Here is a 22,698-nt window from a genome sequence, read left to right as displayed (position 1 = left end):
CCTATGGGCTTCGATAGAAAATATCTTCCTTTATTGATTGGTGCGGCAGTAGCCGCAGGCGTCTTTATTGGCTCTAAACTCAACTTTAACGATACCACCGAAAAGATATTTGCTACCAATTCAAAAAAAGACAAGCTTAACCGTCTCATCGATTATATCGACTACGAATATGTGGATCAGGTAAATACCGATAGTATTGTAGATGTCACAGTGAACGGGATCTTGGAAAATCTCGATCCGCATTCGGTCTATATCCCACGGGATGATTATGCCGACAACGCCGATGACATGCGCGGAAAATTCGTAGGCATAGGCATAAGTTTTTATACCTATAAGGATTCTATCGCGGTAATTAGAGCCATCGAAGGAGGGCCGGCAGCGAAAGCCGGGATCAAGGGAGGAGATCGCATCCTTTACGCCGATGGGAAAAAGATGTTCGGAGATAGTTTGAACAGAGATAGCATTTCTGCATATTTAAAAGGTGAGATTAACACCAAGGTCAATCTAAAGGTGTACCGGGCGGGAAAACCCAAGTTACTGGATATAAAAGTAAAGCGAAAGGAAGTCCCTTTGGTAAGTGTCGATGCGGCATATATGCTAACCGATAATTTAGGCTATATCAAGATCAATCGTTTTTCTGAAACGACCTATAATGAGTTCAAGAAGGCTCTTTCAGAATTAAAAGACAACGGTGCATCCCGCCTGGTGTTGGATCTGCGGAATAACCCCGGAGGCTATATTTCCACCGCCGAACGGATCGTGGATGAATTCCTGGAAGACGACAAGCTTATTCTTATTACTCGTAACAAAAGCGGCGAAGAGAATCATACCTTTGCAACACGTCGCGGGGATTTTGAGAAAGGGAAGTTGTACGTTCTCATTAACGAGAATTCTGCTTCGGCGAGTGAGATCGTGGCCGGAGCTTTACAAGATAACGACAAAGGGACGATTATTGGCAGACGTTCTTTTGGTAAAGGCTTAGTTCAACGTGAAATGTCGCTTGGTGATGGCAGTGCGGTGCGTCTCACCATTGCGCGGTACTATACACCTACAGGTCGTTCCATTCAAAAACCCTATGGGAATGGAAATGATGCGTATTACAAAGATTACGAAAAGCGATACCGCAACGGGGAGCTGATTAGTGCGGATAGTATTAAGGTGGCAGATTCCCTTCGCTATGTGACTCCTAAGGGAAAAGTAGTCTATGGCGGCGGCGGGATAATCCCGGATATCTTTGTCCCCAAAGACACCAGTGTGGAGAACGAAACCCTACAGTATTTATCCCGCAGCGGATTTATGAGCTATTTTATCTTCGAATTTTTAGAGCAGAACCGAAAGATCTTTGGTAAGATGACCTTCAAGGATTTTGTGAATTCATATCAAGTGGAGGATCAATTGGCTCAGGACTTTATTGCGTATTCTCGTTTCAGCGAAGCACAGATCGATATGGGGAAATATTCCGAAGAACTCAAAAAAGCGCTTAAAGCAAACATAGCACAACAACTTTTTGGCCCTAATGCTTATGAGTACATTCTCAATGAAGGCGATTTTATGATCTCAAAGGTACTGGAGCTAGAGGCGCGTTAATCCTATTTCTTCTTTTTTGCGATACGTTGTGACGTACGCAGGATCAATATAAGCAAGATGGCACAAGCCGCAGCTAACACGCTAATCACTGCCACACTGCTGTCACCTTCAAAGGGAGCACTGTAGTCGATCTTAGTGAGGTTGAAAATAATAAGACCAATGGCGATCGCGATAAGGATATAACTAAAGATTTTCATAGTACTTCGGTTTTGAACACCCCATGATTAGTTGAACAACTCTTGAATGTTCGAGGTAAATAATTTTACTGCAATGGCCAAGAGGATCACCCCAAAGACCTTTTGTATCACGGCAATTCCATTCTTTCCTAAAAAGCGCTGAATTCGTGCCGATGTCTTGAGCACGATAAAGATAACCACAATATTTACAATAATTGCTACAATGATGTTCTCGGTCTGGTATTCTGCCCGTAAGGATAACAACGTGGTCAAACTCCCGGGTCCGGCCAGAAGTGGAAATGCCAATGGGAAAATGGAAGCCAGATCGGGACTGGTGTGTTCTTCGTCCTTGAACAAGGTAATACCCAAGATCATTTCCAGCGCAATAAAGAAGAGGATGAGAGCCCCTGCAACCGCAAATTCGTTTACGTTGATCCCAATAAGTTTTAAAATGCTTTCCCCCAGAAATAGAAAAAGCGTCATCAGGATCGCTGCGATTATGGATGCCTTTCCGGAATTAATATGACCCGCTTTTTCACGTAAATTGATGATAATGGGGATGCTGCCAATGATGTCGATGACTGCAAAAAGGACCATGGTGGCCGTCGCTATTTCCTTAAAATTTAAATTCATGGAGAACCTTTCAATTTAGGCGTAAAATTAGTGATTCTCTGCGGGCTTTTGACAGGGAAGAAAGCAATTTTTAAATTGCGCTGTCGCATGTTGCCGAAGTGATAGCGGAGAAAAGTCGTCTTTCCACTTCTGAAACTTCAGTGGTGGCAGCTTTTTTTCTTCGGGAGGATATGCTTTGGATGCGCTATAAAAAGTATCTTTGCCGGATGTTTCAGCTAGGTAAAACAATCATTTCCGAAGACCTTATAGAAAAGGACTTTGTCTGCAATCTCACGGCATGCAAGGGAGCCTGCTGTATCGAAGGAGAAGCGGGAGCCCCTGTTACCGAAGCAGAAGTGGCCATACTGGAAGAGATCTACCCAAAGGTAAAACCCTTTCTGCGTCCCGAAGGAATTGCTGCGATTTCGGAACAAGGAACACATATTGTAAGTGCGAACGAAGAGTTGGAAACCCCCTTGGTCGGGGGGAAGGAATGTGCCTATGTCACTTTTACGCCCACAGGTACCGCAAGTTGTGGTATTGAAGATGCCTATAACGCCGGTGCGATCGATTTTAGAAAACCAATTTCGTGTCATCTGTATCCTGTGCGCGTTCAGCAGTATAGCGAATTTGCTGCTGTGAACTATCACAAATGGCCTATTTGCAATGATGCGTGCGTACTTGGGAAAGAGCTCAAAGTACCGGTCTATAAATTTGTAAAAGACGCCTTGATCCGCAAATTTGGAACGCATTGGTATGCTGAACTGGAGAAGGTGGCTCAAAAAATGGCGTAATCCGTCTCTTTACGTACTTGCTTCGGAAGGCTTCTTCAAGCCTATTCTCAACATTTTTTAGAAATCACCCGAACGGGTATTGGTTAGCAATCTGATTATTAGTACCTTAGTTTGATGTTAATCGATTACTAACCAATGCATCAAATTATGAAAAAATTACTCGTATTAATTACTGTGGCTTCTATAGGATTTGCCTGTGACAATCCGGTTTCTAAAAAGATCAAGGAGACAAAGGAGAGTGTTACTACAACCACAAAAGCCGTACAAGAAATGAGCAATATGCAGGAGGATATACAAGAACTTCAGCAACAGGAACCGCTCACAAACGACGAATTGAAAGCATGGTTACCGGAGGAGATCAACGGGATGAAACGCACCGCCTACAAGGCCGGTCAAATGGGCATGGCTCAGATTGCAAGTATTGAAGCTACCTATGGCAATGAGGATAAGTCCAAAACGTTTAAGATCGAAGTGATCGACGGCGCCGGACAAATGGGAGCAGCCATGACGGCCGCCATGCGAATGGCCTTCGCCTCTCAAGATTTTGAGGAAGAAGATGAGTACAAAACACGCCGAACAGTAAAGAAAAAGGGCGTAAAGGCCATTGAAGAATACCACAAGAACAACAATCGATCAGTAATAGAATTTTTTAAAGAGGATCGGTTCTACATGAAAGCTACTGGAACGAACATGGATATTGAAGCGACCTGGGAAGCGATCGACGAATTGGATGCCAACGATCTGGGATAGATATTATGAAATAATAAAACCGGCCGTTCCTGAAATTTTTTAGGAGCGGTTTTTTAATTCAAAAATTCAAAATTGACGTCCGGAATGTTAAATTTGAAAAAATGAAGTGTTTATATTTTGTTGAAAATTAATCGACGGAATTGCCTTTCAAAACCGCTAGTAAACTCCTGTATAATCGAAGTCCATAAGGGTTTTCAACGAGTATTTTTTAAATTGTTCATAACAATTGAAAGATAAATTAAACAGCTATAAATGAGGGATTTAAGCCATGTTTTTAACAAAACAATAGTAACACTCGTAAAAGAGCCGTGTTGAAAACTTTGTTGAAAACCCAACTCCCATTTTCGGTTTTTTGCCTTTTAAATTTTTCATATTTGTTAGTCCCTAGTAATCAGAAATAATAAAAATTTAAAACGAAGGACAATGAGCGCAGTAGAACCCATTTTACAAGAAAACAAGAATCGATTTGTAATCTTTCCAATCCAACATCACGATATTTGGGAATGGTATAAGAAATCGGAGGCTAGTTTTTGGACGGCGGAAGAAATCGATCTTCATCAAGATCTTACCGACTGGACCGGGAAACTAAACGACGATGAGCGCTATTTTATAAAACACATCCTTGCCTTTTTTGCAGCCAGCGACGGTATTGTAAATGAGAATCTCGCAGAGAATTTTGTGAATGAAGTGCAATACAGCGAAGCAAAGTTCTTTTATGGGTTCCAGATTATGATGGAAAACATCCACAGTGAAACCTATTCATTGTTGATCGACACCTACGTTAAAGACGATAAGGAAAAGGATCAATTGTTTAATGCCATTGAGAACTTCCCTGCCATCAAAAAGAAAGCAGACTGGGCGTTGAAATGGATCGAAAGCCCCAGTTTTGCGGAGCGACTTATCGCTTTTGCTGCTGTGGAAGGGATCTTCTTTAGCGGAGCCTTCTGCTCTATTTTCTGGTTGAAGAAACGAGGCCTCATGCCCGGCTTGACCTTCTCGAACGAGTTGATCTCTAGAGATGAAGGAGTACACTGCGACTTTGCCGTGCATCTGCACAATCAGCATTTGGTCAACAAAGTGCCAAAGGAGCGCATCCGCGAGATCATCGTCGATGCATTGAACATTGAACGAGAATTTATTACCGAATCACTACCGGCCAGCCTTATTGGAATGAACTCAAAGCTCATGACCCAATATTTAGAGTTCGTAACAGACCGCCTTCTGGTTGAGCTGGAATGTGAAAAAGAATACAACGCCACCAATCCATTCGACTTTATGGATATGATATCGTTACAAGGAAAAACGAACTTCTTCGAGAAACGAGTATCTGAATATCAAAAAGCAGGCGTCACTAACATGGACAAAGAGTCGAATAAAATAAGTTTCGACGCAGATTTTTAGAAGAGCATCCGCTTTCTCCCCAAGAAGCGGGCTTTTCGACATAAAATGCTGATTGAGTGTTGTTTATAAACTTCACCACGGCACCTTTTTTCAAAAAAAATAAGTAACCTCATAAAGTAGAACAGAATGAATGTAATTAAAAGAGACGGCCGCAAAGAACCTATCATGTTCGATAAGATCACCGCACGAGTGCGAAAGCTGTGTTATGGTCTAAATGAATTAGTAGATCCGGTAAAGATTTCAATGCGAGTTATTGAAGGCTTGTACGACGGGGTAACCACAAGTGAGCTGGATAATCTGGCAGCCGAAGTAGCGGCCACAATGACCACATCTCACCCCGACTATGCACGTCTTGCTGCTAGAATCTCTGTCTCTAACTTACACAAGAATACCAAGAAATCGTTCTCTGAGGTGATGACAGACCTTTATACCTATGTAAATCCGCGTACCGGAAAGGATGCACCATTGCTAAGCGATGAAGTTTACGAGGTCATCAAGAAAAATGCCGAAGAATTGGACTCCACCATTATTTATAATCGTGATTTTGGATACGATTACTTCGGTTTCAAAACATTGGAGCGATCTTATTTATTGAAATTAAACGGGAAGATCGTGGAGCGTCCGCAACACATGTTGATGCGTGTTTCTGTTGGAATCCATCTTGACGACCTGGCCGCTGTCAAGGAGACCTATGAGCTCATGTCCAAGAAATTCTTTACACACGCAACACCTACTTTATTCAATAGTGGTACACCAAAACCACAAATGTCATCTTGCTTCCTATTAACGATGAAGGATGACAGCATTGACGGTATCTATGACACACTGAAGCAGACTGCCAAAATCTCACAATCGGCCGGAGGAATTGGATTGTCAATTCATAACATCCGTGCAACCGGTTCCTATATCTCCGGAACCAATGGAACTTCCAACGGAATTGTTCCTATGCTTCGTGTGTTCAATGATACCGCGCGTTACGTAGATCAGGGAGGGGGTAAACGAAAAGGCTCTTTTGCCATCTACGTTGAGCCATGGCATGCCGATATTTTTGACTTCTTGGACCTAAAGAAAAATCATGGAAAAGAAGAAATGCGTGCTCGTGATCTCTTTTATGCCATGTGGATCCCGGATTTGTTTATGAAGCGTGTACAGGAGGACGGAGAGTGGACCTTGATGTGTCCAAACGAATGCCCCGGATTGTTCGATTGTCACGGCGAAGAGTTTGAAGCTTTATACCACAAATATGAAGCAGAGAACAAAGGGCGTAAGACCATTAAAGCACGGGAGCTATGGGAAAAGATCATGGAGTCTCAAATTGAGACAGGAACGCCCTACATGCTTTATAAGGATGCCGCCAACCGAAAGAGCAACCAAAAGAATTTAGGAACCATTCGTTCCTCTAATTTATGTACAGAGATCATGGAGTATACCGCGCCGGATGAGGTCGCGGTATGTAACTTAGCATCCATTGCGCTACCCATGTTTGTAAAGAACGGAGAATTTGACCACAAAGAATTGTTCCGGGTGACAAAACGAGTAACCAAAAACCTAAATCGCGTTATCGATCGCAATTATTACCCGGTTAAGGAAGCAGAGAACTCTAATTTCCGCCACCGTCCGGTAGGCCTGGGAGTACAGGGATTGGCAGATACCTTTATCATGTTGCGTCTTCCTTTTACGTGCGATGAAGCCAAAAAATTGAATCAGGAGATCTTTGAAACACTCTATTTTGCAGCTGTTTCTGCTTCTATGGAAGAAGCCAAAACAGATGGTGCTTACGAGACCTATAAAGGTTCACCTATTTCTCAAGGATTGTTTCAGCACAACCTTTGGGGAATTAAGGATGAAGAACTAAGCGGTCGCTGGGACTGGGCAAAACTTCGGAAAGATGTGAAAAAGCACGGCGTGCGTAACTCTTTGTTAGTAGCGCCAATGCCAACCGCATCAACCTCTCAGATCCTCGGTAATAATGAGGCCTTTGAGCCCTATACCTCCAATATCTACACCCGAAGAGTCCTTTCAGGAGAATTCATTGTAGTAAACAAACACCTGTTGGAAGACCTGGTGTCACTAGGATTGTGGAACGAGGACCTCAAAGAACAGATTATGCGTGCCAATGGCTCCATACAAGACGTAGATATCATTCCGCAGGAATTGAAAGAACTCTACAAGACCGTGTGGGAATTGAGTATGAAAGATATCATCGACATGTCCCGTCACAGAGGATATTTCATCGATCAGTCACAGTCACTCAACCTCTTTATGGAGAATGCGAACTTTGCAAAACTTACCTCCATGCATTTCTATGCTTGGAAGAGCGGTCTAAAGACAGGAATGTATTATTTACGTACAAAGAGTGCGGTGGATGCTATCAAGTTTACGCTTAAGAGTGAAACCAAAAAAGAACCGGTTGCAGCTGTTGCCGCAACCACTGCGGTGGATGCCACTTCGGCGACATCCAATCAACCGCTTACGCCCCAAGAATTACGCGAATTGTTAGCCAAATCTCGTACAGCCGATGAGGACGATGATTGTCTTATGTGTGGTTCTTAAATTTTAAGTGTTTTATGATAAAAAGGAAGGCGTTTCGCCTTCCTTTTTTTATGGATTCTTTTATATTAGCTTTTTTAAAGCTACGTATGGAAGAAATCTTGATCCCCGCAGTACATTGCTCTCAATGCGACACCCAATTAATCGAGAAGCAGGTATTCTGTACCGCTTGTGGTTACCCGGAGCGAGGCTCCGAAGCACAGCGATCTGGTTTTCATGCCAAACGCGTTATCGCGAATCAAACCTCTCAAAATGCATCCAAACGTATCAAATCTGCACGAAATAGTTTGTATGTAGTGGCCGGACTTTCGTTGTTTTGGGGGTTGATCTATTTTTTTCGCTTTGAAGACAGTGCGACCTTGATCGCAACGGGAATTTTAGCAGTGATCTATCTCGCACTAGGATATTGGTCCCAAAAGCGGCCGCTCATTGCACTAGTTCTTGGATTGCTGGTCTTTCTTACCATTGTGGTGATCGATGCGATCCTGGACCCGTCTACGATCTATAAAGGGATCATTATAAAAATTCTGGTGATTGGGTACCTTGCTAAGGGGATCAACTCTGCCATGCAACTTCGAAATATTTAAGATCCATCCATGGAGAGCCGTTGTACCCGTTGTAAGAACTTACTGCCTCAAACAGCGCGCTTCTGTGGTCATTGTGGCAATAGGGTCGTAACCCGACAAGCTGTGAAGGAAAGAAGGAGCATACAGCTCATCATCGCTTTTTACGGTGCCTATCTATTGTATGCTGTTATTGCCTATGCCGTTTATGCCGAAAGTGATTCCCTCTTTACCGAAATAGCACTAGAAAGTGTCTTTATACTGCTTACGGTATTGTTTACCTTCTTTGATGTCAGAAATGTCTTCTCTCTCTACAATGTCGTAAAAGTTGAGTGGAAAGGGGTGCTGTTCTCTGTTCTTTTTCCCTTCCTCACCGGGCTCAGTGTGTATTACAGCGTAGATTGGTTGAATACAATGCTCTATGATGAAGATACCAATTTGTTCTATGATTATATGTTTTATGACAGTCCCTTCTTTTGGGCCTTTGTGTTTTATGTGATCATTCCCCCAATCTTTGAAGAGCTGGCTTTTCGGGGTTTCCTGTTCAATCAATTACAGATCGTTACAACACCCAGGATCACTATTTTGGCAACAGCCTTTATATTTGCATTGATCCATTTTTCATTGCTGTCTTTTGTTTGGATCTTTCCCTTCGGAATTGTACTAGGGTATCTACGGCATAGATACAGCACATTATGGCTGGGAATGCTGATACATTTTATCCACAATTTGATCATTGTACTACTGGACTATTATTATTTTGAAGGATTATCCTTTTCAGAAATCTTATAAATACTGAAGCAGATAGCCTAACAAAGCCCCTAGTACGATCACCCAGATCACACTCACTTTTTGAAAGCGAAATACAAGAACAGAACTTATTGCCAGAATGAGCATCGTCCGCCAATCTACCAATGTCTCTGAAGCCATAATGTACAAGACGGCCAACATCACCGCTACGGCAGCTACATTCACACTATCTAAAAAGTAGCCCAGCAAAGACGAACGTCTCATCCTTGGCACCAACGGATTTAGGATCCAGACGAAAAGAAATGAAGGAACGAATATACCAGTGGTGGCTGCTACGGCACCCCAAAACCCACCAAGTTGATAGCCAATGAAGGTAGCGGTAGAAAGCACAGGACCGGGAGTGAATTGTCCTATACCAATGGCTTCAATGAGTTCGGGACGCGTTAAATAACCTGCCGTGACCAATTCGGCGTCGAGATAGGCGAAGAGCACATACCCGCTGCCATAGAGGATGCTTCCAACCTTCAGGAAGATCCAGAATATCTTAAGAGTTGACAGTTTTGCAAAAACTTCGGCAGAAACGAAACATATCAAGAACGGGGCAAATTGAGCGTGAGGGGATCTCCTTAAAGTGTCTTTCAGAAAAAAATAAAGGAGTCCTGTGATTCCGCCCAAAAGGAGTGCAACCACTTCATTAACGCCTAAAAGGGCTGCAGTAAGCACCAAAAACCCCAGAATTCCCAACTCCCAGTTTTTCACTGCCTTCTTGCCCAACTTAATAATGGCAGAAGCTATTATGGCGAGCACGGCGGGTTGAATGCCTTTTACAAAAGGGGCGACCTCCGGAAGAGTCCCGTAACGAACATATAAATAGGCAAGCGCGCCGGTTATTACAACAGCCGGCAGAATAAAACAAAGACCCGCCACAACAAGTCCTTTTTTACCGGCTCTTTCATGACCACAATGCATGGTCATTTCGGTAGAATTGGGCCCCGGAATAAGATTTGTTGCACCCACAAGATCTAAAAAATGTGCGCGTGTCATCCACTTTCTTTTAGAAACGACCTCTTGTTCCATCATGGCAATATGTGCCGCCGGTCCGCCAAAAGCGAAGCAGCCAAGTTTAAAAAAGACTACGGCTACTTCTTTAAGATTTTTTGAAGACGATATATTCATGCGGTTGCCGTTAGTTGGTGTGATACAAAATTCTGATTCTTTCAAAAAGCCCATTAAAAAATCCCGTTACTTGAAAGATGCTCAAGATAACGGGATTTTTTCAGAGGAATCATGCTAGTTACTCTTTGCTGTAACTCTTATAATACTCCTCCATTAGGTGCATTAGCGCAGTAACCAGATCTTTTGTTTCGAGCAACAGACTAAAATAAAGGGTCGTATTTTTAGGACTCGATTCTTCGGTACGAGTTCTTGTGATCTGCTTTTCGATCATTGCCGAAATGTCATCGAACGCTTTCTTCTTGCGAACAAGGATTTCTCCCAGTTTTTCAAACTCCCGGTTCTCAAAGATCTCTTCAATGTCCTTCAGCAGCGACTCGAACGAGTTGTCGATCTCTTGAAGGTCCTTGATCTGATTAAATCGAAGTGCCTTGTGATTGTTATGAACGTGTTTATAGCTCACTTTTGCAATGTACTCCAACGACTGTGTGACATCTGTGAGGTACCCGAGAATAAGGATATAGAAATTACTTCCGCGTACACTACCTTCGTCAAGATTCTTGATGAAGTAGAAGATATTATTACGAAGGTCATCCACCTCATCACTGAGTTTGGAAACACGCTGTTTACTCTTCTTGAGTTTAGAGCTTTCTTGTTTTGCAAGACCGGTAATAATGGAAGAATAGATCTTATTGGTCCTTGCAACTGCTTTCGCAACATTGTCGGCGCTTTCTTCGATGATCCCTTGAACGGTACTGCTTTCAGCTTTTTTCAATTCATCGTGTGGAACTACTTTATTGGATTTATTTTTATGAGAAATATAGTTTCTAATCAATAGTCCAATGGCCAACAACAATAGAATGGCGATCGCGGTACCTTTACCTAAATAGATTAGGTATGCCATAGTTCCGGCTGCTACAAACGCACTGAAAGCCGTAAAGAACCAGCCCCCGATCACATTAAGCACTCCGGCGACACGGTAGACAGCACTTTCACGTCCCCAGGCACGATCGGCCAATGAAGTACCCATGGCAACCATAAAGGTTACGTAAGTAGTAGAAAGTGGCAACTTCATTGAGGTTGCGATGGAAATAAGCACCCCCGCTACGACAAGATTTATCGAGGCGCGGATCATATCGAAAGCCGGCAATTCGTAGGTCTTATGCTTCGGAAGTTGTACCACGGGTTTCTCAAAACTCGCGCTAATCTTATCTTGTGTAGCCTGAGGTATCATGCCTCCCAAAGCCGAAACTAATTTGGTACTTCCCTTCACTACGGCACGTGACAGGACGTTCGGACTAAATTTTTCGTGACCTTCACCTTGTCTGGACAGCCCGATCTCTGTGTCGGTTACGGTCTTTGCCTTTTTCGAGAACCACAGCGTAAGTACCATCACCGCCCCGGCGATGAGAAGTAGAAATGGCTCTGCGGGGACCTTAGATTCCAAAATCTCCATGGAAAAGGTAGAGGCGGCCTCTCCCGAAGCGATCCAGGCTTCGTAGGAATGATAAGCGGCCATAGGCACTCCAATAAAGTTTACAAGGTCGTTTCCGGAAAAGGCTAAGGCCAATCCGAAGGTTCCCACAGCAATAACAACAATAAGGATGCTTTTCTTGAAAAGCTTCATAAATAAGAAGGAGAACAAGGTCCAAAAAACAAAACTACCGGCGACAAGCAGGAGCGTTTGCTCTTCGAGCACCCACTTGAAATCATCGTAATATGGCGTTCCTTTTAATCCTTTCAGAAAAATAAAATAGCCTATAGCTGTAAGTGCTACCCCGCCAAAAAGAGCACCAAAATTTTTGATCTTCTTCTCATAGTGGAAGGTAAATATTAAGCGGGAAAGCCATTGGACCAGCGCTCCAATGGTAAAGGCGATCACGACAGATAGAAGAATCCCCGAGATGATCTCGGTGGCCTTTTCAGTATTAATATAAGTTCCAAGATTTGCAATCGTTTCGGTGTCTGATGCACTAATTTTTATAAGCGCCATCACCACGGCTGCACCAAGTAGCTCAAATACAATAGAGACGGTTGTAGAGGTAGGCATTCCAAGGGTGTTGAAGAAATCCAACAGTAAGATATCTGTAATCATTACTGCCATAAAAATGATCATGATCTCTTCAAAATAGAACTCTCCGGGAACAAAGATTCCTTTACGGGCCACCTCCATCATTCCACTGGAGAAGACCGCTCCAATAAAGATACCTAAACTCGCAACGATCATAATGGTCCGGAATGAGATCGCTTTGGATCCAATAGCGGAGTTCAAGAAGTTTACTGCGTCATTACTTACGCCAACTACGAGGTCGGCAACCGCTAAAGCGGCAAGGGCAACGAGCATTAATAAATAAATGTTTTCCATGTTATCTAATAGTTATTAGTGGTGCAAATGTCACAATTAAATTAAGTTTCCTTGTTACCAAATTGTTATCTCTTTCGGTTTAAAAATGAAGGTCGAAACCAATCCTGAACTCAATAGAATCGGGTTCTCCGGAAGAAGTAGTGTAACTTACATCCGACTGTACTTTCAATTTATGGCCTACAATATATTTAGAAACCCCCACAGTGTATTGTTCGGGGTTTGAAGTTTCAGTAATAGCGGCATAATCCACAGTGGTAAATCGCCCTGCAATCTCATAATTCGACTCGAATACATATCCTGCTTGAAAATTATAAGCGTTTCCAACAAGAACGACATCTTCGGTTAAATTTCCTTCCTCATCCATTGCAGGCATCCCGTTAAGTTCTGTAGCAACAGGAGCATCTGCCTCTCGCGCCGCAAATTCACCCATAAAAGAAAAACCCTTGTACTTGAACATCGCATCCACGAAAATCGTCGAGATATCGGTTTCGTAGAAGCCGGTAGAGGTAAGCATATAATCGCCGAGATTGCTTCTCGTTTTTACGGCATTGTCATTAAAATCGTAGGTTACGCCCACCATTAATTTTGGAGATTGTTCCCGGCTCAAATCGCTTTGTATATAATCTCCTTTTCCTTTAAAGGTTCCAAAAGGGAGTACCTCCAGTCGACCGGTATATTGAAGGCCTCCAAGATTGCCGGTTGTGATATTTCGTCCCTCCCCTTGAGATAATGCAAATTTTTCGCGAAGTACAATCGATTCTGAAAGTTTTGTTTGATGACGTAATTGGATCCCTATATCTCGATCGATATTAAAACGACTGTTAAGTAATGACCGATCGATCAACTGAAGATTTGCCGAGGAGACAACACGCTCTACATTTCCCGGTAATTTAGTTTGACCCACCCATAGTTCGAAATTTTCGTAGAAATTCCACATCACCACGGCATCCAAAATATAGCGTGGGGCATCGCTTGTAAAACGGCTTGCTCCGGAGATATCTCTGTTGGAAAGCCCAAGCTCTATCTTATATTTTAATGTAGGGGAGAATGCAAAACCATCAAATTTTAATCGGGCTCTTCGAATAAGAAAATTATATTCGGGACTACCGTAGGAGTCACCGTCATGGTCCCATTGGGAACCGGCCCTAAACTGGATGCGAGGTGCGAATTTAACGCTCCATGAACTGTCCTTTGCAACTACATTCAACATTCCCTTGCCAAAAGAGGTTTCAGTAATTTCCTGAGAATGGGCTGTGTGCAGTACCAAAGATACCGCAGCTATCGCTAGGTAGTGAAGTCTCATTAAAAATCGTTTATAGTTTTTGTCGCTGCAAAGAACCTACTTCTATGTTAAGTTAACGTTAAGGCTACGTAAATAAAAAAAGAAATACTGCAAACCCATTTGATGGATATGAATTTTAAAGGTTTTTTAACAGTTCTCGCTCGCAACTATCTCACATTTGCGGTTATATTTGTCCAAAACCAATCCAAATTGCTTAAACAAATACCCATATTCTTTATAAGTATGGCGATGGTAGTAGCCATTCTTGCGCCGCCGGTGTTAACATTGTTAAACATGGATACGAACAATATTGTTCTGGTTGAACTCACCGAAGAAGAGCCGCAACAAAAAAGCAAAAAACAATTGGAAGAGAATAAGATCGTTCAGCGACTTCCTTCCTATATGTCGTTAGCGGCTTCTCAAAAACGCTCCAAATCATATATTTACTATAAGGAAGATACTTCTACCTATTTTTCGGAAATTTATTTGCCCCCTCCCGAAGTACACTCGTAATACCTTGAATTTCATTAATTTAGTACACGGTCCTGCATTTGGCAGTGACTGATCATTCATTTTAATACAACTCAATGAAGAAATTATTCGACTTTTCACATTTTCGAGGCGATCTATTTGGTGGAATTACCGCCGGGATCGTTGCCTTGCCTTTGGCACTTGCCTTTGGAGTAAGCTCCGGATTAGGACCTAGTGCGGGACTCTACGGAGCTATTTTTGTAAGTTTTTTTGCAGCCCTTTTTGGAGGGACTAATACACAAATTTCAGGTCCTACGGCTCCTATGACAGCGGTAAGTATGGTTGTGATCGCGGGGATCATTGCTGTAAATGACGGCGATGTTAACAAGGCATTACCTGCAATTCTTACTGTCTTCCTGCTCGCGGGGCTTATGCAAATTGGTTTGGGTGCTGTTGGATTGGGGAAATACATTAAATATATTCCTTATCCCGTAGTGTCCGGGTTCATGACAGCCATCGGGATCATTATTCTTTTCACTCAAATACTTCCTGCTGTGGGATACTACCCAAAGGAGGACATAGAATATGTTCAACAATTCAAGCCTATGGCCGAAGAGATGATTTTAGATAATATTCTGAAAGAAGAAGCGGGCGAAGGTATCTTGGTCTTAGAAGATTTTAGAGAAACCATCAAGCGTGCCGAAACGATCAGTCAGGATGACATTCTAAAAGAGTCGCAAACGCTTGCCGCATCTGAAGCATCCGGGGTGATAGGAGCTATTAAAATGATGCCGAAAGCCTTTCAGAATATAAACTGGCTGGAGCTAATGCTGGCATTAGGAACCATCTTCATTATTTATGGCTTTAAACGCATTACAACGGCTGTTCCAAGTACTTTGGTAGCGCTTTTGGTTGTTTCTGGAATTGCCTTTGGTTTCAATCTGGACTACCGACCTATCGAGCAGATCCCAAGCGGTTTGCCTATTCCCAATCTTGAGATAATAACGGGCTTTAGTCTGGGGTCTATAACTCCTTATATCTTTACAGCATTGACATTAGCGTTACTGGGAGCGATCGATTCTTTGCTTACTTCGGTGGTGGCAGATAATATGACAAAGACCAGACACAATCCGAATAAGGAACTGGTAGGTCAAGGAATTGGTAACAGTATTGGAGCCATTTTTGGCGGAATTCCCGGTGCAGGAGCTACCATTCGAACTGTCGTGAACATTAAGTCCGGAGGTAAAACCCGTTTATCGGGGATGATCGCAGGAGTACTGTTATTAGTGATTCTGCTATCGTTGGGTCCTGTAGCCTCTCAGATCCCGGCAGCCGTATTGGCGGGGATTTTGATCACCGTAGGGATTGGCGTGATGGATTATAAAGGGTTAAAAGCGATTCCTAACATGCCAAGAGCCGAAGTTGCCATTATGATCATTGTATTGGTGCTTTCTTCAGTGTGGAACTTGGTATATGCAGTAGGAATTGGACTTGTGATTGCTTCACTCATGTTTATGAAGAAGATGGGAGATCTCACATTTGAACGTTCTGATGTGAAACCCCTGCTGAAAGAGCAGAAATGGGATGATGAGCACAAATTTCCTGAAGCACTCAAGGAAGAGGTATTTATCAAGCATATCAAAGGACCGCTTTTCTTTGGCTCCACAAGCGACTTTCAACAATTGGCTACGCAAATACCATTCACAGCCTCGGCGGTTATTATTCGTATGGGTAGGATGCAGTATATCGATCAATCCGGACTGTATGCATTGGAGGATGTCCTGGTGGACCTGTCACAACGAGGGATAAAAGTGCTGTTTGTAGATGTACTGGCGCAACCAAGGTATATGATGGAGCGTATCGATATTATCCCGGACCTTGTGCCGGAGGAACAAATATTTCCAACCTTTAAAGAGTGTTTAAAGTGGATCAATGCAAATGTTAAGGATAAATATTAAATAAAAGATGAACTGTCAGATTTCTGACGTAAAAAACATATAGAAAAATGAAAGCACATACAAGAGAAACACAAGCCACTATGACTCCGGAAAAATCCCTTCAGTTTTTAAAAGAAGGGAACGAACGGTTTCAGAATAATTTAAGAGCAAATAGAAACCTACTTCAGCAGGTGAATGACACTGAGGACGGACAGTTTCCTTTTGCCACTATTTTAAGCTGTATCGACTCCAGAGTTTCTGCAGAGTTGGTATTCGATCAAGGGCTGGGAGATATATTCAGTATTCGGATCGCAGGGAATTTCGTGAACGAGGATATTTTAGGCAGTATGGAATTTGCCTGTAAGTTGGCGGGCACAAAATTGATTGTAGTCTTAGGTCATACCAGCTGTGGAGCTGTAAAAGGAGCTTGCGATCATGCACGATTAGGTAACTTGACCAAGTTGATAGAAAAGATAGAACCTGCTGTGGAGGCTGTTAAAGAACCTTCGGACGAAAGTAAACGAAACAGCAGCAATTTAGATTTTGTTGATCGAGTCGCTACTAAGAACGTTCAATTGACCATAGCGAATATTAGAAAAGAGAGTCCTATACTCGCTGAAATGGAAAAGAACAATGAAATAATGATCGTTGGAGGAATGTACGATATAAGCACCGGAGGAGTTACCTTCGATCTATAATATTTTCCACTGAAATAAAAAACCCGCAAGCAATTGCGGGTTTTTTTTATGACAGAGGCCACCCTTAGGTAGCCTCCACACTTCTAAAATCAAGTTGACAAAAACTAAACGATTTTATCAAAGTGTGTTACAAAGAAATAGCACGAATGTAGTTTTAGTGTCAAGGGAATATTAAAATAACATTAAGAAAAACACTCTATTATACATTTCCAATGTTAAGTTTTACATATCAAGTAATTGATTTACAGCCCAATATAAGTTTAATGTAAATTTAACGTTAACTAAACCTTTCTTTATTGTTACCAATTTTGTACATTTGAGTATCTATAAAAATCGTTACCATGAAAAAGTTGATCTTAGTATTTACAATGATATGCACCATGGGTGTTGTAATGGCGCAAGAAGCTCAAAAAAATGATTATGTCTTGAAAGGAGATCTAATTGAAGCGACCTTGTATCATGACAATGGTAAAGTCGCTCAAACAGGATTTTACAACTTAGAGAACAAATTGCAGGGGGAATGGATCAGTTATGATGCCCAAGGAAATAAAACAGCCGTTGCCTATTACAATAATGGTGAAAAGGCAGGAACTTGGTATTTTTATCAAGGAGCTACCATGAAACAGGTTACGTACAACGATGCAAAGATTGCTGAAGTTAAAACTTGGGAAGTAAAAGACACGCGCGTAGTTGCGAATTAACAACACAATATAAAAGAATAAAAAAGAGCTCCCGTTGGGAGCTCTTTTTTTTGGCTAATTCAAATAAAAATATAATTCCTTCTTACAATCTGGCATTGATCCAGGCCCATCCGGAGATGTCCACAGCGGTACCGCTAAACACATCATCCACAGGTGAACTTAATGGCACTCCGTCAATAATTACGTTTCCGATAGGTCCATTGTCGCGCATATCCACGTTAGTAGTATACCCTGTAAGTAATACATTGGTCATAGTAGCTCCAGACTCTTTTTTAAACTGTAACGCAGTTCCACCAGTACTGGAGATAGCCGTGAAGTTTGTAAAGGTTGGATTATTGTTTATCCCATCGGCTTCAATAGCTGTAGAGAATCCTTCAATAGCATGTAATACATAGGTATTGGTCACAGTACCATTCCATCCTTCGGTCCAGTCTACGGAATCATCTTCGTTGTTCTCAAAATACAAATTGGTAGCATTTACTGTTCCGCCAAAGAATTCAATTCCATCATCTGCGCCATTGATCACGGCCAAATTGTTGATACTTGTTTGGTCTCCAACAGCATACAGCGATACGCCATTGTACTGTGACTCCGAGTTGATCTGAGCTCCTGTTCCCAGAATGACCAGATAATCGATATTCCCGGAATCGTCGTTTGGATTATTACCTCCGTAAATGAAACCTCCCACTTCGGCCGTGGCATTTACACCTTCGGTGGTAGGAGCATCACCACAAATGGTCAATCCGCCCCAGTCGCCGGGTTGTGCAGATTGTGACGACATCACCACAGGATTAGAAGAAGTCCCGTTGATCTCGATGGCTCCTCCTTTTAGAACGGCAATATATACCTCTGTCCCACCATCACGTGCAGTGATCTTAGTTCCTGCAGGGATGATCAATTTTCCGCCGTTTTGTACGATATAGGCATTGTTCAATAGGTAACGTTGCGCAGGATCCAAGGTAACCGTGGTTGTTATACTACCTTCCAAGATTGCAAATTCAGAACCGGATTGATTAGAATTTACCCAGGCGAACATAGAAACATCTACGGTAGGTGGTGCGATATAGGTAGTATTGGGGTCTCCAATCTCACCGTCAATAATCACATTGGATAACGGACCATTATCTCTCATATCAATAGAAGTCTCATATCCTGTTAGCGACAGGCCTGTAATGGTGGCCCCGGACTCTTTCTTGAATTGTAAGGCCGTTCCTCCGGTACTGGAGAAAGCGGTGAAGTTCACCAACTTTGGATTGCCATTTACACCATCGGCTTCAACAGCAGTAGAGAATCCTTCAATAGTGTGCAGGACGTAGGTGTTGGTTACGGTTCCACTCCAGCCTTCAGTCCAGTCCACAGCATCGTCTTCGTTGTTCTCAAGATAAAGATTGTTTACAGAAACCGTTCCGCCAAAGAATTCAACTCCGTCATCTGCTCCATCGATCAAAGCTACGTTATCAATGGTCGTTCCACTTCCCACGGCATATAAGGTTAAACCGTTGTACTGTGATTCTGAATTGATCTGAGCACCGGCGCCTTGAATAATAAGGTAGTCGATATTTCCCGAACTGTCGTTATTGTTCGTCCCTCCGTAGATCAATCCACCTACTTCTGCAGTTGCATCCACACCTTCGGTGGTAACGGCGTTACCGCATAGTAACAAACCTCCCCAATCACCGGGCGCATTATTTTCAGAACGCATGATCACCGGAAGGGTGGACGTTCCCTGAATATCGATCTCTGCTCCTTTTTCAACCGCAATGTAGCGATCTTGGCCTACTTCAGAAACGATAACGGTTCCCGCAGGGATGGTCAATTTCACTCCCGATTTTACTAAAAAGGGGCCGGTCACGGAATATTCTACCGACGGGTCCAATACGCGGTCCTCGGTTAAGTTTCCTGTAAGATCTGTCGATCCAGCTGGATCATCGTCCACAGGAATTGTATCATCATTGCTGCTGCAACTTGCAAAAGTCACGGCGGTTAGAACAGCAAACATGGCTGCTATGTTTTTCATAGTTTTCATACGTTTTCTTTTTGTGTTATACATTAGTAATTTTAGAATGAATAGTTAAGGTTAAAGCCTATCTGGATTCCTTTCGTATAGGAAAGGACAGTTTCTTCAGTTTCTATTCCGGTGGTACTTGGGCGGATCAATTGTGTTCGCTCGATCTCCGGGTTTAAAAGGTTCTTTCCTGAAAGTCCTATCTTTAAATTCTCATTTAACTCTTTACTTAGAATAAGATCAAGCCGAACAAAACCTTTTTCAACAATCGCATCGTTGTAGTTGGTTTCACTGGCTGTTTGAATTTCGGGTGCTCCTAAGGCATACACTTTATCTGAAGCATAATTACCGGTAATGGCTGCTTCAAAAGGGGTTTCAGTATTGGTAGAAAAATTAAAGGTGGTATTCACGATCCAGTCCGAAGCTCCTTGAAGATCGGTCTCTGTCAGCCCCTTGTATCGAAAGGTTCTCACGAAGTTTCCATTAGCATCGAAGATCTCAAGCAGATCTTGTTTGTGCCACATGCGTGACGCATTTAGATTAAGCTTTAAGCTGGGCTGATCTTCTACATTTAAAATATTCACCCGGGTTTCCAATTCAATACCATATACCTCGGCTCTTTCTCCTGCGTTGAAATATGAGAATACGCCTGCCGAACCTCTATCCTGTACCTTGCTAATAGGATCCTCGATCTTTTTGTAAAATCCGGTCAATGAGAACAATTGGTCTGTAGTAGGAAAATATTCCCATTTTAAGTCATAATTGTAATTAATAGACGCTTCAATATCCGGGTTTCCTCGGGTTACCTGACCTACAGGAGAGACGTATTCAAAAGGAGCGATCTCCTTAAATTCGGGTAAGGTTGTCGTAGAACTATTTGCAAATCTAATGCTGTGATTTTCGTTTATGGCATATTTTAAGTTCACCGAAGGATACAAGCGGCGGTAATCCTTAGACTCACTTCCTAAACGCCCCGGAATGTTCCCCACATCATATCGAACATCGATGTCGTCCTTCTGGAAGCGTAAACCTGCAGAAACAGTAAATTTACCTACGGTGCCTGTTGCATCTATAAATCCGGCAACAGACTGCAAATCTCCTTCGTATCGGTCTGCTTGTAGCGTATTCAGTTTAAGGATCCCGTTCTCAAAACGCGACGCTGTAAAAATGTCTGAAATAGCATCGATGGATTCGGGATTGATCGCATTGGTGAATGCTTCTTCCACACCAAAGAATTGTGATTTAAAATCTCTTGTCTTATTTCTGAAGTTCACCCCCCCGGCCAATTGAAAAAGGTCGTTCTCGCCTTCATAAAAGGTATGGACATCGGCCAAACGACCGTTATACTCAATATCCTCTATACGCTGAAGACTTTTTCGTTGTTGAAAACCTCCGGTTCTTCCCAACTGAACGATCTCATCGTTGAAGTTCACCTCGTTACGGATACGCTTTGGCTCATCGGCTCCAAGAAAGTTATACCCTGCAGCCCAGTCTAGGGTGTTCATTTCAGAGAAGTCGTGCGTTCCGCTTAATTGTGTTACAGAGAGTAAGGTTTTCTTTAGATTTTGATCTCTAATAAATTGTCCAAGTCCTTCAGTGGGGTCTGTCTCCTCAAAGATCACGGCATTACCACTTCGGCCACCTTCAAAGACTTGATCCTGTACTTTGTTAATGAACAATGAATTGAAACGGATCACATGGTTCTCGTTGGCTTTTAGCTCAATATGTCCCAAACCTGAAGTTGTTAAAGTGCGTGACCATGTAATCGCATCGGGAATAATATCGTCTAAGAAGTTAGAGCGATACTGGCGGAAGGAACCGTCACGGTATTCATATTCGTCAGATTGACCGGCTGTGATAAGAACGCGCAAATTTTCTCCAAATTTCTTCCCGGCGGTAAGACCGAACGATCTGTTGACAGGTGCCGAGATCACTTCGGGACTCCAACTTTGCTGTGTGATCGCATCGCGGGCATTCACATCGCTTGAATAAAAGCCTAAAGTAATATCGCTGTTGTTTGGTGAAACTTTGAAGTTGTCGAAAACCCCTTCAGAAACCACGTTCGAATTTGCAGACCCGCTTATATTTACTGAAAGCAATTCACTTTTATTAAGTTGCTTGGAGCTTATATTAATGTTTCCTGAAGATTGATCTGCAGAGATGCCGGGAGACGTTGTTTTGCTTACTGAAACGCTTTCGATCAATCGTGTAGGGAATAATTCAAGATCGATGTTCTTGCGTTCTATATCGTCTGATGGGACAGGAAGCCCGTTTAAGGTGGTCGATAAATAACGGTCTCCCAAACCACGCACATAGACGTCACCTCCGGAGCCGTCGGTTTTGTTCACTCCTGAAATTTTAGTGGTAGCAGCCGAAGCATTACTCACTCCTAATTTTCCCATTTCTTCGGCGCCAATACTTTCTTTGATCTCCACCGCTTTCTTCTGTTCCAATAGAAGTGCTTCAACTCGTTCTCTACTGGTCTGTACTCTGATAAAGACCTCATCAAGTGCCGCGGCACTTACACCAAGAGCCGCATCCACACGTGTGAACTTTCCAGCTTCAACCGCAACGTCGGCAATTTCAAGTGTTTCGTACCCCACAAAACTGAATTCAAGGATATAGGTTCCTGCCGGGACATTCTCTAGAATATAGTTTCCGTCAAAATCGGAAGTAGTTCCTGTGGTGGTACCTTTAATTATAATATTGGCAAAGGGGAGCGGTTCTCCAAGGGCTTCTTTATCGGTTAAAGTTCCTTCGATCGTTCCGGTTTGCGACATGGCTAAAGCGCTAAAAAACAACGCGATAAGTAAAACTATTCTTTTCATTAATTATTCTTAATTTGTATGCCGCAAAGGAACCTCAATTGTACTGCCGGGCAGT

18 protein-coding genes are annotated in these 22,698 nt (G+C 42.7%); 11 read left to right on the top strand and 7 right to left on the bottom strand.

Annotated elements, in window-relative coordinates:
• The first annotated feature begins 3 nt into the window (after nt 1-3).
• On the top strand, nt 4-1,587 hold the full coding sequence (locus JS40_RS08220) for a S41 family peptidase (RefSeq protein WP_034259782.1): 1,584 nt from the start codon (nt 4-6) through the stop codon (nt 1,585-1,587).
• Nucleotides 1,588-1,589: 2 nt separating this feature from the next.
• Here JS40_RS08220 and JS40_RS08215 read toward each other — a convergent pair whose 3' ends face one another.
• Both JS40_RS08215 and JS40_RS08210 read right to left on the bottom strand, forming a co-directional pair.
• Nucleotides 1,590-1,784, bottom strand: a complete 195-nt coding sequence (locus JS40_RS08215; protein WP_034259780.1) for a hypothetical protein — start codon at nt 1,782-1,784, stop codon at nt 1,590-1,592.
• A gap of 27 nt (nt 1,785-1,811) precedes the next feature.
• On the bottom strand, nt 1,812-2,396 hold the full coding sequence (locus tag JS40_RS08210) for a MarC family protein (RefSeq protein ID WP_034259778.1): 585 nt from the start codon (nt 2,394-2,396) through the stop codon (nt 1,812-1,814).
• Between the two features lie 206 nt (nt 2,397-2,602).
• Between JS40_RS08210 and JS40_RS08205 the strand changes: the two genes are divergently transcribed.
• From JS40_RS08205 to JS40_RS08180, 6 genes are all read left to right on the top strand, one after another.
• Entirely contained in the window at nt 2,603-3,169 is a 567-nt protein-coding gene (locus JS40_RS08205; protein ID WP_034262272.1) for a DUF3109 family protein, read from the top strand.
• 147 nt (nt 3,170-3,316) lie between these two features.
• Entirely contained in the window at nt 3,317-3,919 is a 603-nt protein-coding gene (locus JS40_RS08200; protein WP_034259775.1) for a hypothetical protein, read from the top strand.
• A 423-nt stretch (nt 3,920-4,342) separates the two neighbouring features.
• On the top strand, nt 4,343-5,320 hold the full coding sequence (locus JS40_RS08195) for a ribonucleotide-diphosphate reductase subunit beta (RefSeq protein WP_034259772.1): 978 nt from the start codon (nt 4,343-4,345) through the stop codon (nt 5,318-5,320).
• Between the two features lie 126 nt (nt 5,321-5,446).
• The gene (locus tag JS40_RS08190) at nt 5,447-7,873 is read left to right on the top strand and encodes a ribonucleoside-diphosphate reductase subunit alpha (RefSeq protein WP_034259769.1); all 2,427 of its coding nucleotides are present in this window, start codon (nt 5,447-5,449) and stop codon (nt 7,871-7,873) included.
• Nucleotides 7,874-7,959: 86 nt separating this feature from the next.
• Entirely contained in the window at nt 7,960-8,457 is a 498-nt protein-coding gene (locus JS40_RS08185) for a zinc ribbon domain-containing protein (protein WP_152558158.1), read from the top strand.
• Nucleotides 8,458-8,559: 102 nt separating this feature from the next.
• The gene (locus JS40_RS08180) at nt 8,560-9,225 is read left to right on the top strand and encodes a CPBP family intramembrane glutamic endopeptidase (RefSeq protein WP_160172961.1); all 666 of its coding nucleotides are present in this window, start codon (nt 8,560-8,562) and stop codon (nt 9,223-9,225) included.
• On the opposite strand, the gene chrA is transcribed toward JS40_RS08180, so the two are convergent.
• The 3 genes from chrA to JS40_RS08165 all read right to left on the bottom strand — a co-directional run bounded on the left by chrA (nt 9,220) and on the right by JS40_RS08165 (nt 14,024).
• Nucleotides 9,220-10,353, bottom strand: a complete 1,134-nt coding sequence (gene chrA, locus JS40_RS08175) for a chromate efflux transporter (protein WP_394332691.1) — start codon at nt 10,351-10,353, stop codon at nt 9,220-9,222. The genes JS40_RS08180 and chrA overlap by 6 nt on opposite strands.
• Nucleotides 10,354-10,477: 124 nt before the next feature.
• Nucleotides 10,478-12,721 carry an inorganic phosphate transporter gene (locus JS40_RS08170; RefSeq protein WP_034259763.1) on the bottom strand — a complete coding sequence of 748 codons (2,244 nt, stop codon included), beginning with the start codon at nt 12,719-12,721 and terminating at the stop codon, nt 10,478-10,480.
• 79 nt (nt 12,722-12,800) lie between these two features.
• Nucleotides 12,801-14,024 (bottom strand): porin, encoded by a 1,224-nt coding sequence (locus tag JS40_RS08165; protein ID WP_034259761.1) that lies wholly within the window; start codon nt 14,022-14,024, stop codon nt 12,801-12,803.
• 189 nt (nt 14,025-14,213) lie between these two features.
• Between JS40_RS08165 and JS40_RS08160 the strand changes: the two genes are divergently transcribed.
• The 4 genes from JS40_RS08160 (at nt 14,214) to JS40_RS08145 (ending at nt 17,810) form a co-directional block, all read left to right on the top strand.
• Nucleotides 14,214-14,516, top strand: a complete 303-nt coding sequence (locus tag JS40_RS08160; RefSeq protein ID WP_152558157.1) for a hypothetical protein — start codon at nt 14,214-14,216, stop codon at nt 14,514-14,516.
• 74 nt (nt 14,517-14,590) lie between these two features.
• Nucleotides 14,591-16,432 (top strand): SulP family inorganic anion transporter, encoded by a 1,842-nt coding sequence (locus JS40_RS08155; protein WP_034259758.1) that lies wholly within the window; start codon nt 14,591-14,593, stop codon nt 16,430-16,432.
• Between the two features lie 47 nt (nt 16,433-16,479).
• The gene (locus tag JS40_RS08150) at nt 16,480-17,109 is read left to right on the top strand and encodes a carbonic anhydrase family protein (protein ID WP_034259756.1); all 630 of its coding nucleotides are present in this window, start codon (nt 16,480-16,482) and stop codon (nt 17,107-17,109) included.
• Nucleotides 17,110-17,450: 341 nt separating this feature from the next.
• Nucleotides 17,451-17,810, top strand: a complete 360-nt coding sequence (locus JS40_RS08145; protein ID WP_034259754.1) for a toxin-antitoxin system YwqK family antitoxin — start codon at nt 17,451-17,453, stop codon at nt 17,808-17,810.
• Nucleotides 17,811-17,892: 82 nt separating this feature from the next.
• Here JS40_RS08145 and JS40_RS08140 read toward each other — a convergent pair whose 3' ends face one another.
• Together JS40_RS08140 and JS40_RS08135 are read right to left on the bottom strand one after the other, a co-directional pair.
• Nucleotides 17,893-19,836: an autotransporter outer membrane beta-barrel domain-containing protein gene (locus JS40_RS08140; RefSeq protein ID WP_034262270.1), complete on the bottom strand. Its 1,944-nt coding sequence runs from the start codon at nt 19,834-19,836 to the stop codon at nt 17,893-17,895.
• Between the two features lie 32 nt (nt 19,837-19,868).
• The gene (locus JS40_RS08135) at nt 19,869-22,643 is read right to left on the bottom strand and encodes a TonB-dependent receptor (RefSeq protein WP_034259751.1); all 2,775 of its coding nucleotides are present in this window, start codon (nt 22,641-22,643) and stop codon (nt 19,869-19,871) included.
• Between the last annotated feature and the right edge of the window lie 55 nt (nt 22,644-22,698).

It is taken from the genome of Altibacter lentus (assembly GCF_000746845.1).
GTDB classification, from domain to species: domain Bacteria; phylum Bacteroidota; class Bacteroidia; order Flavobacteriales; family Flavobacteriaceae; genus Altibacter; species Altibacter lentus.
This window is presented reverse-complemented; position numbering and strand designations above follow the sequence as displayed.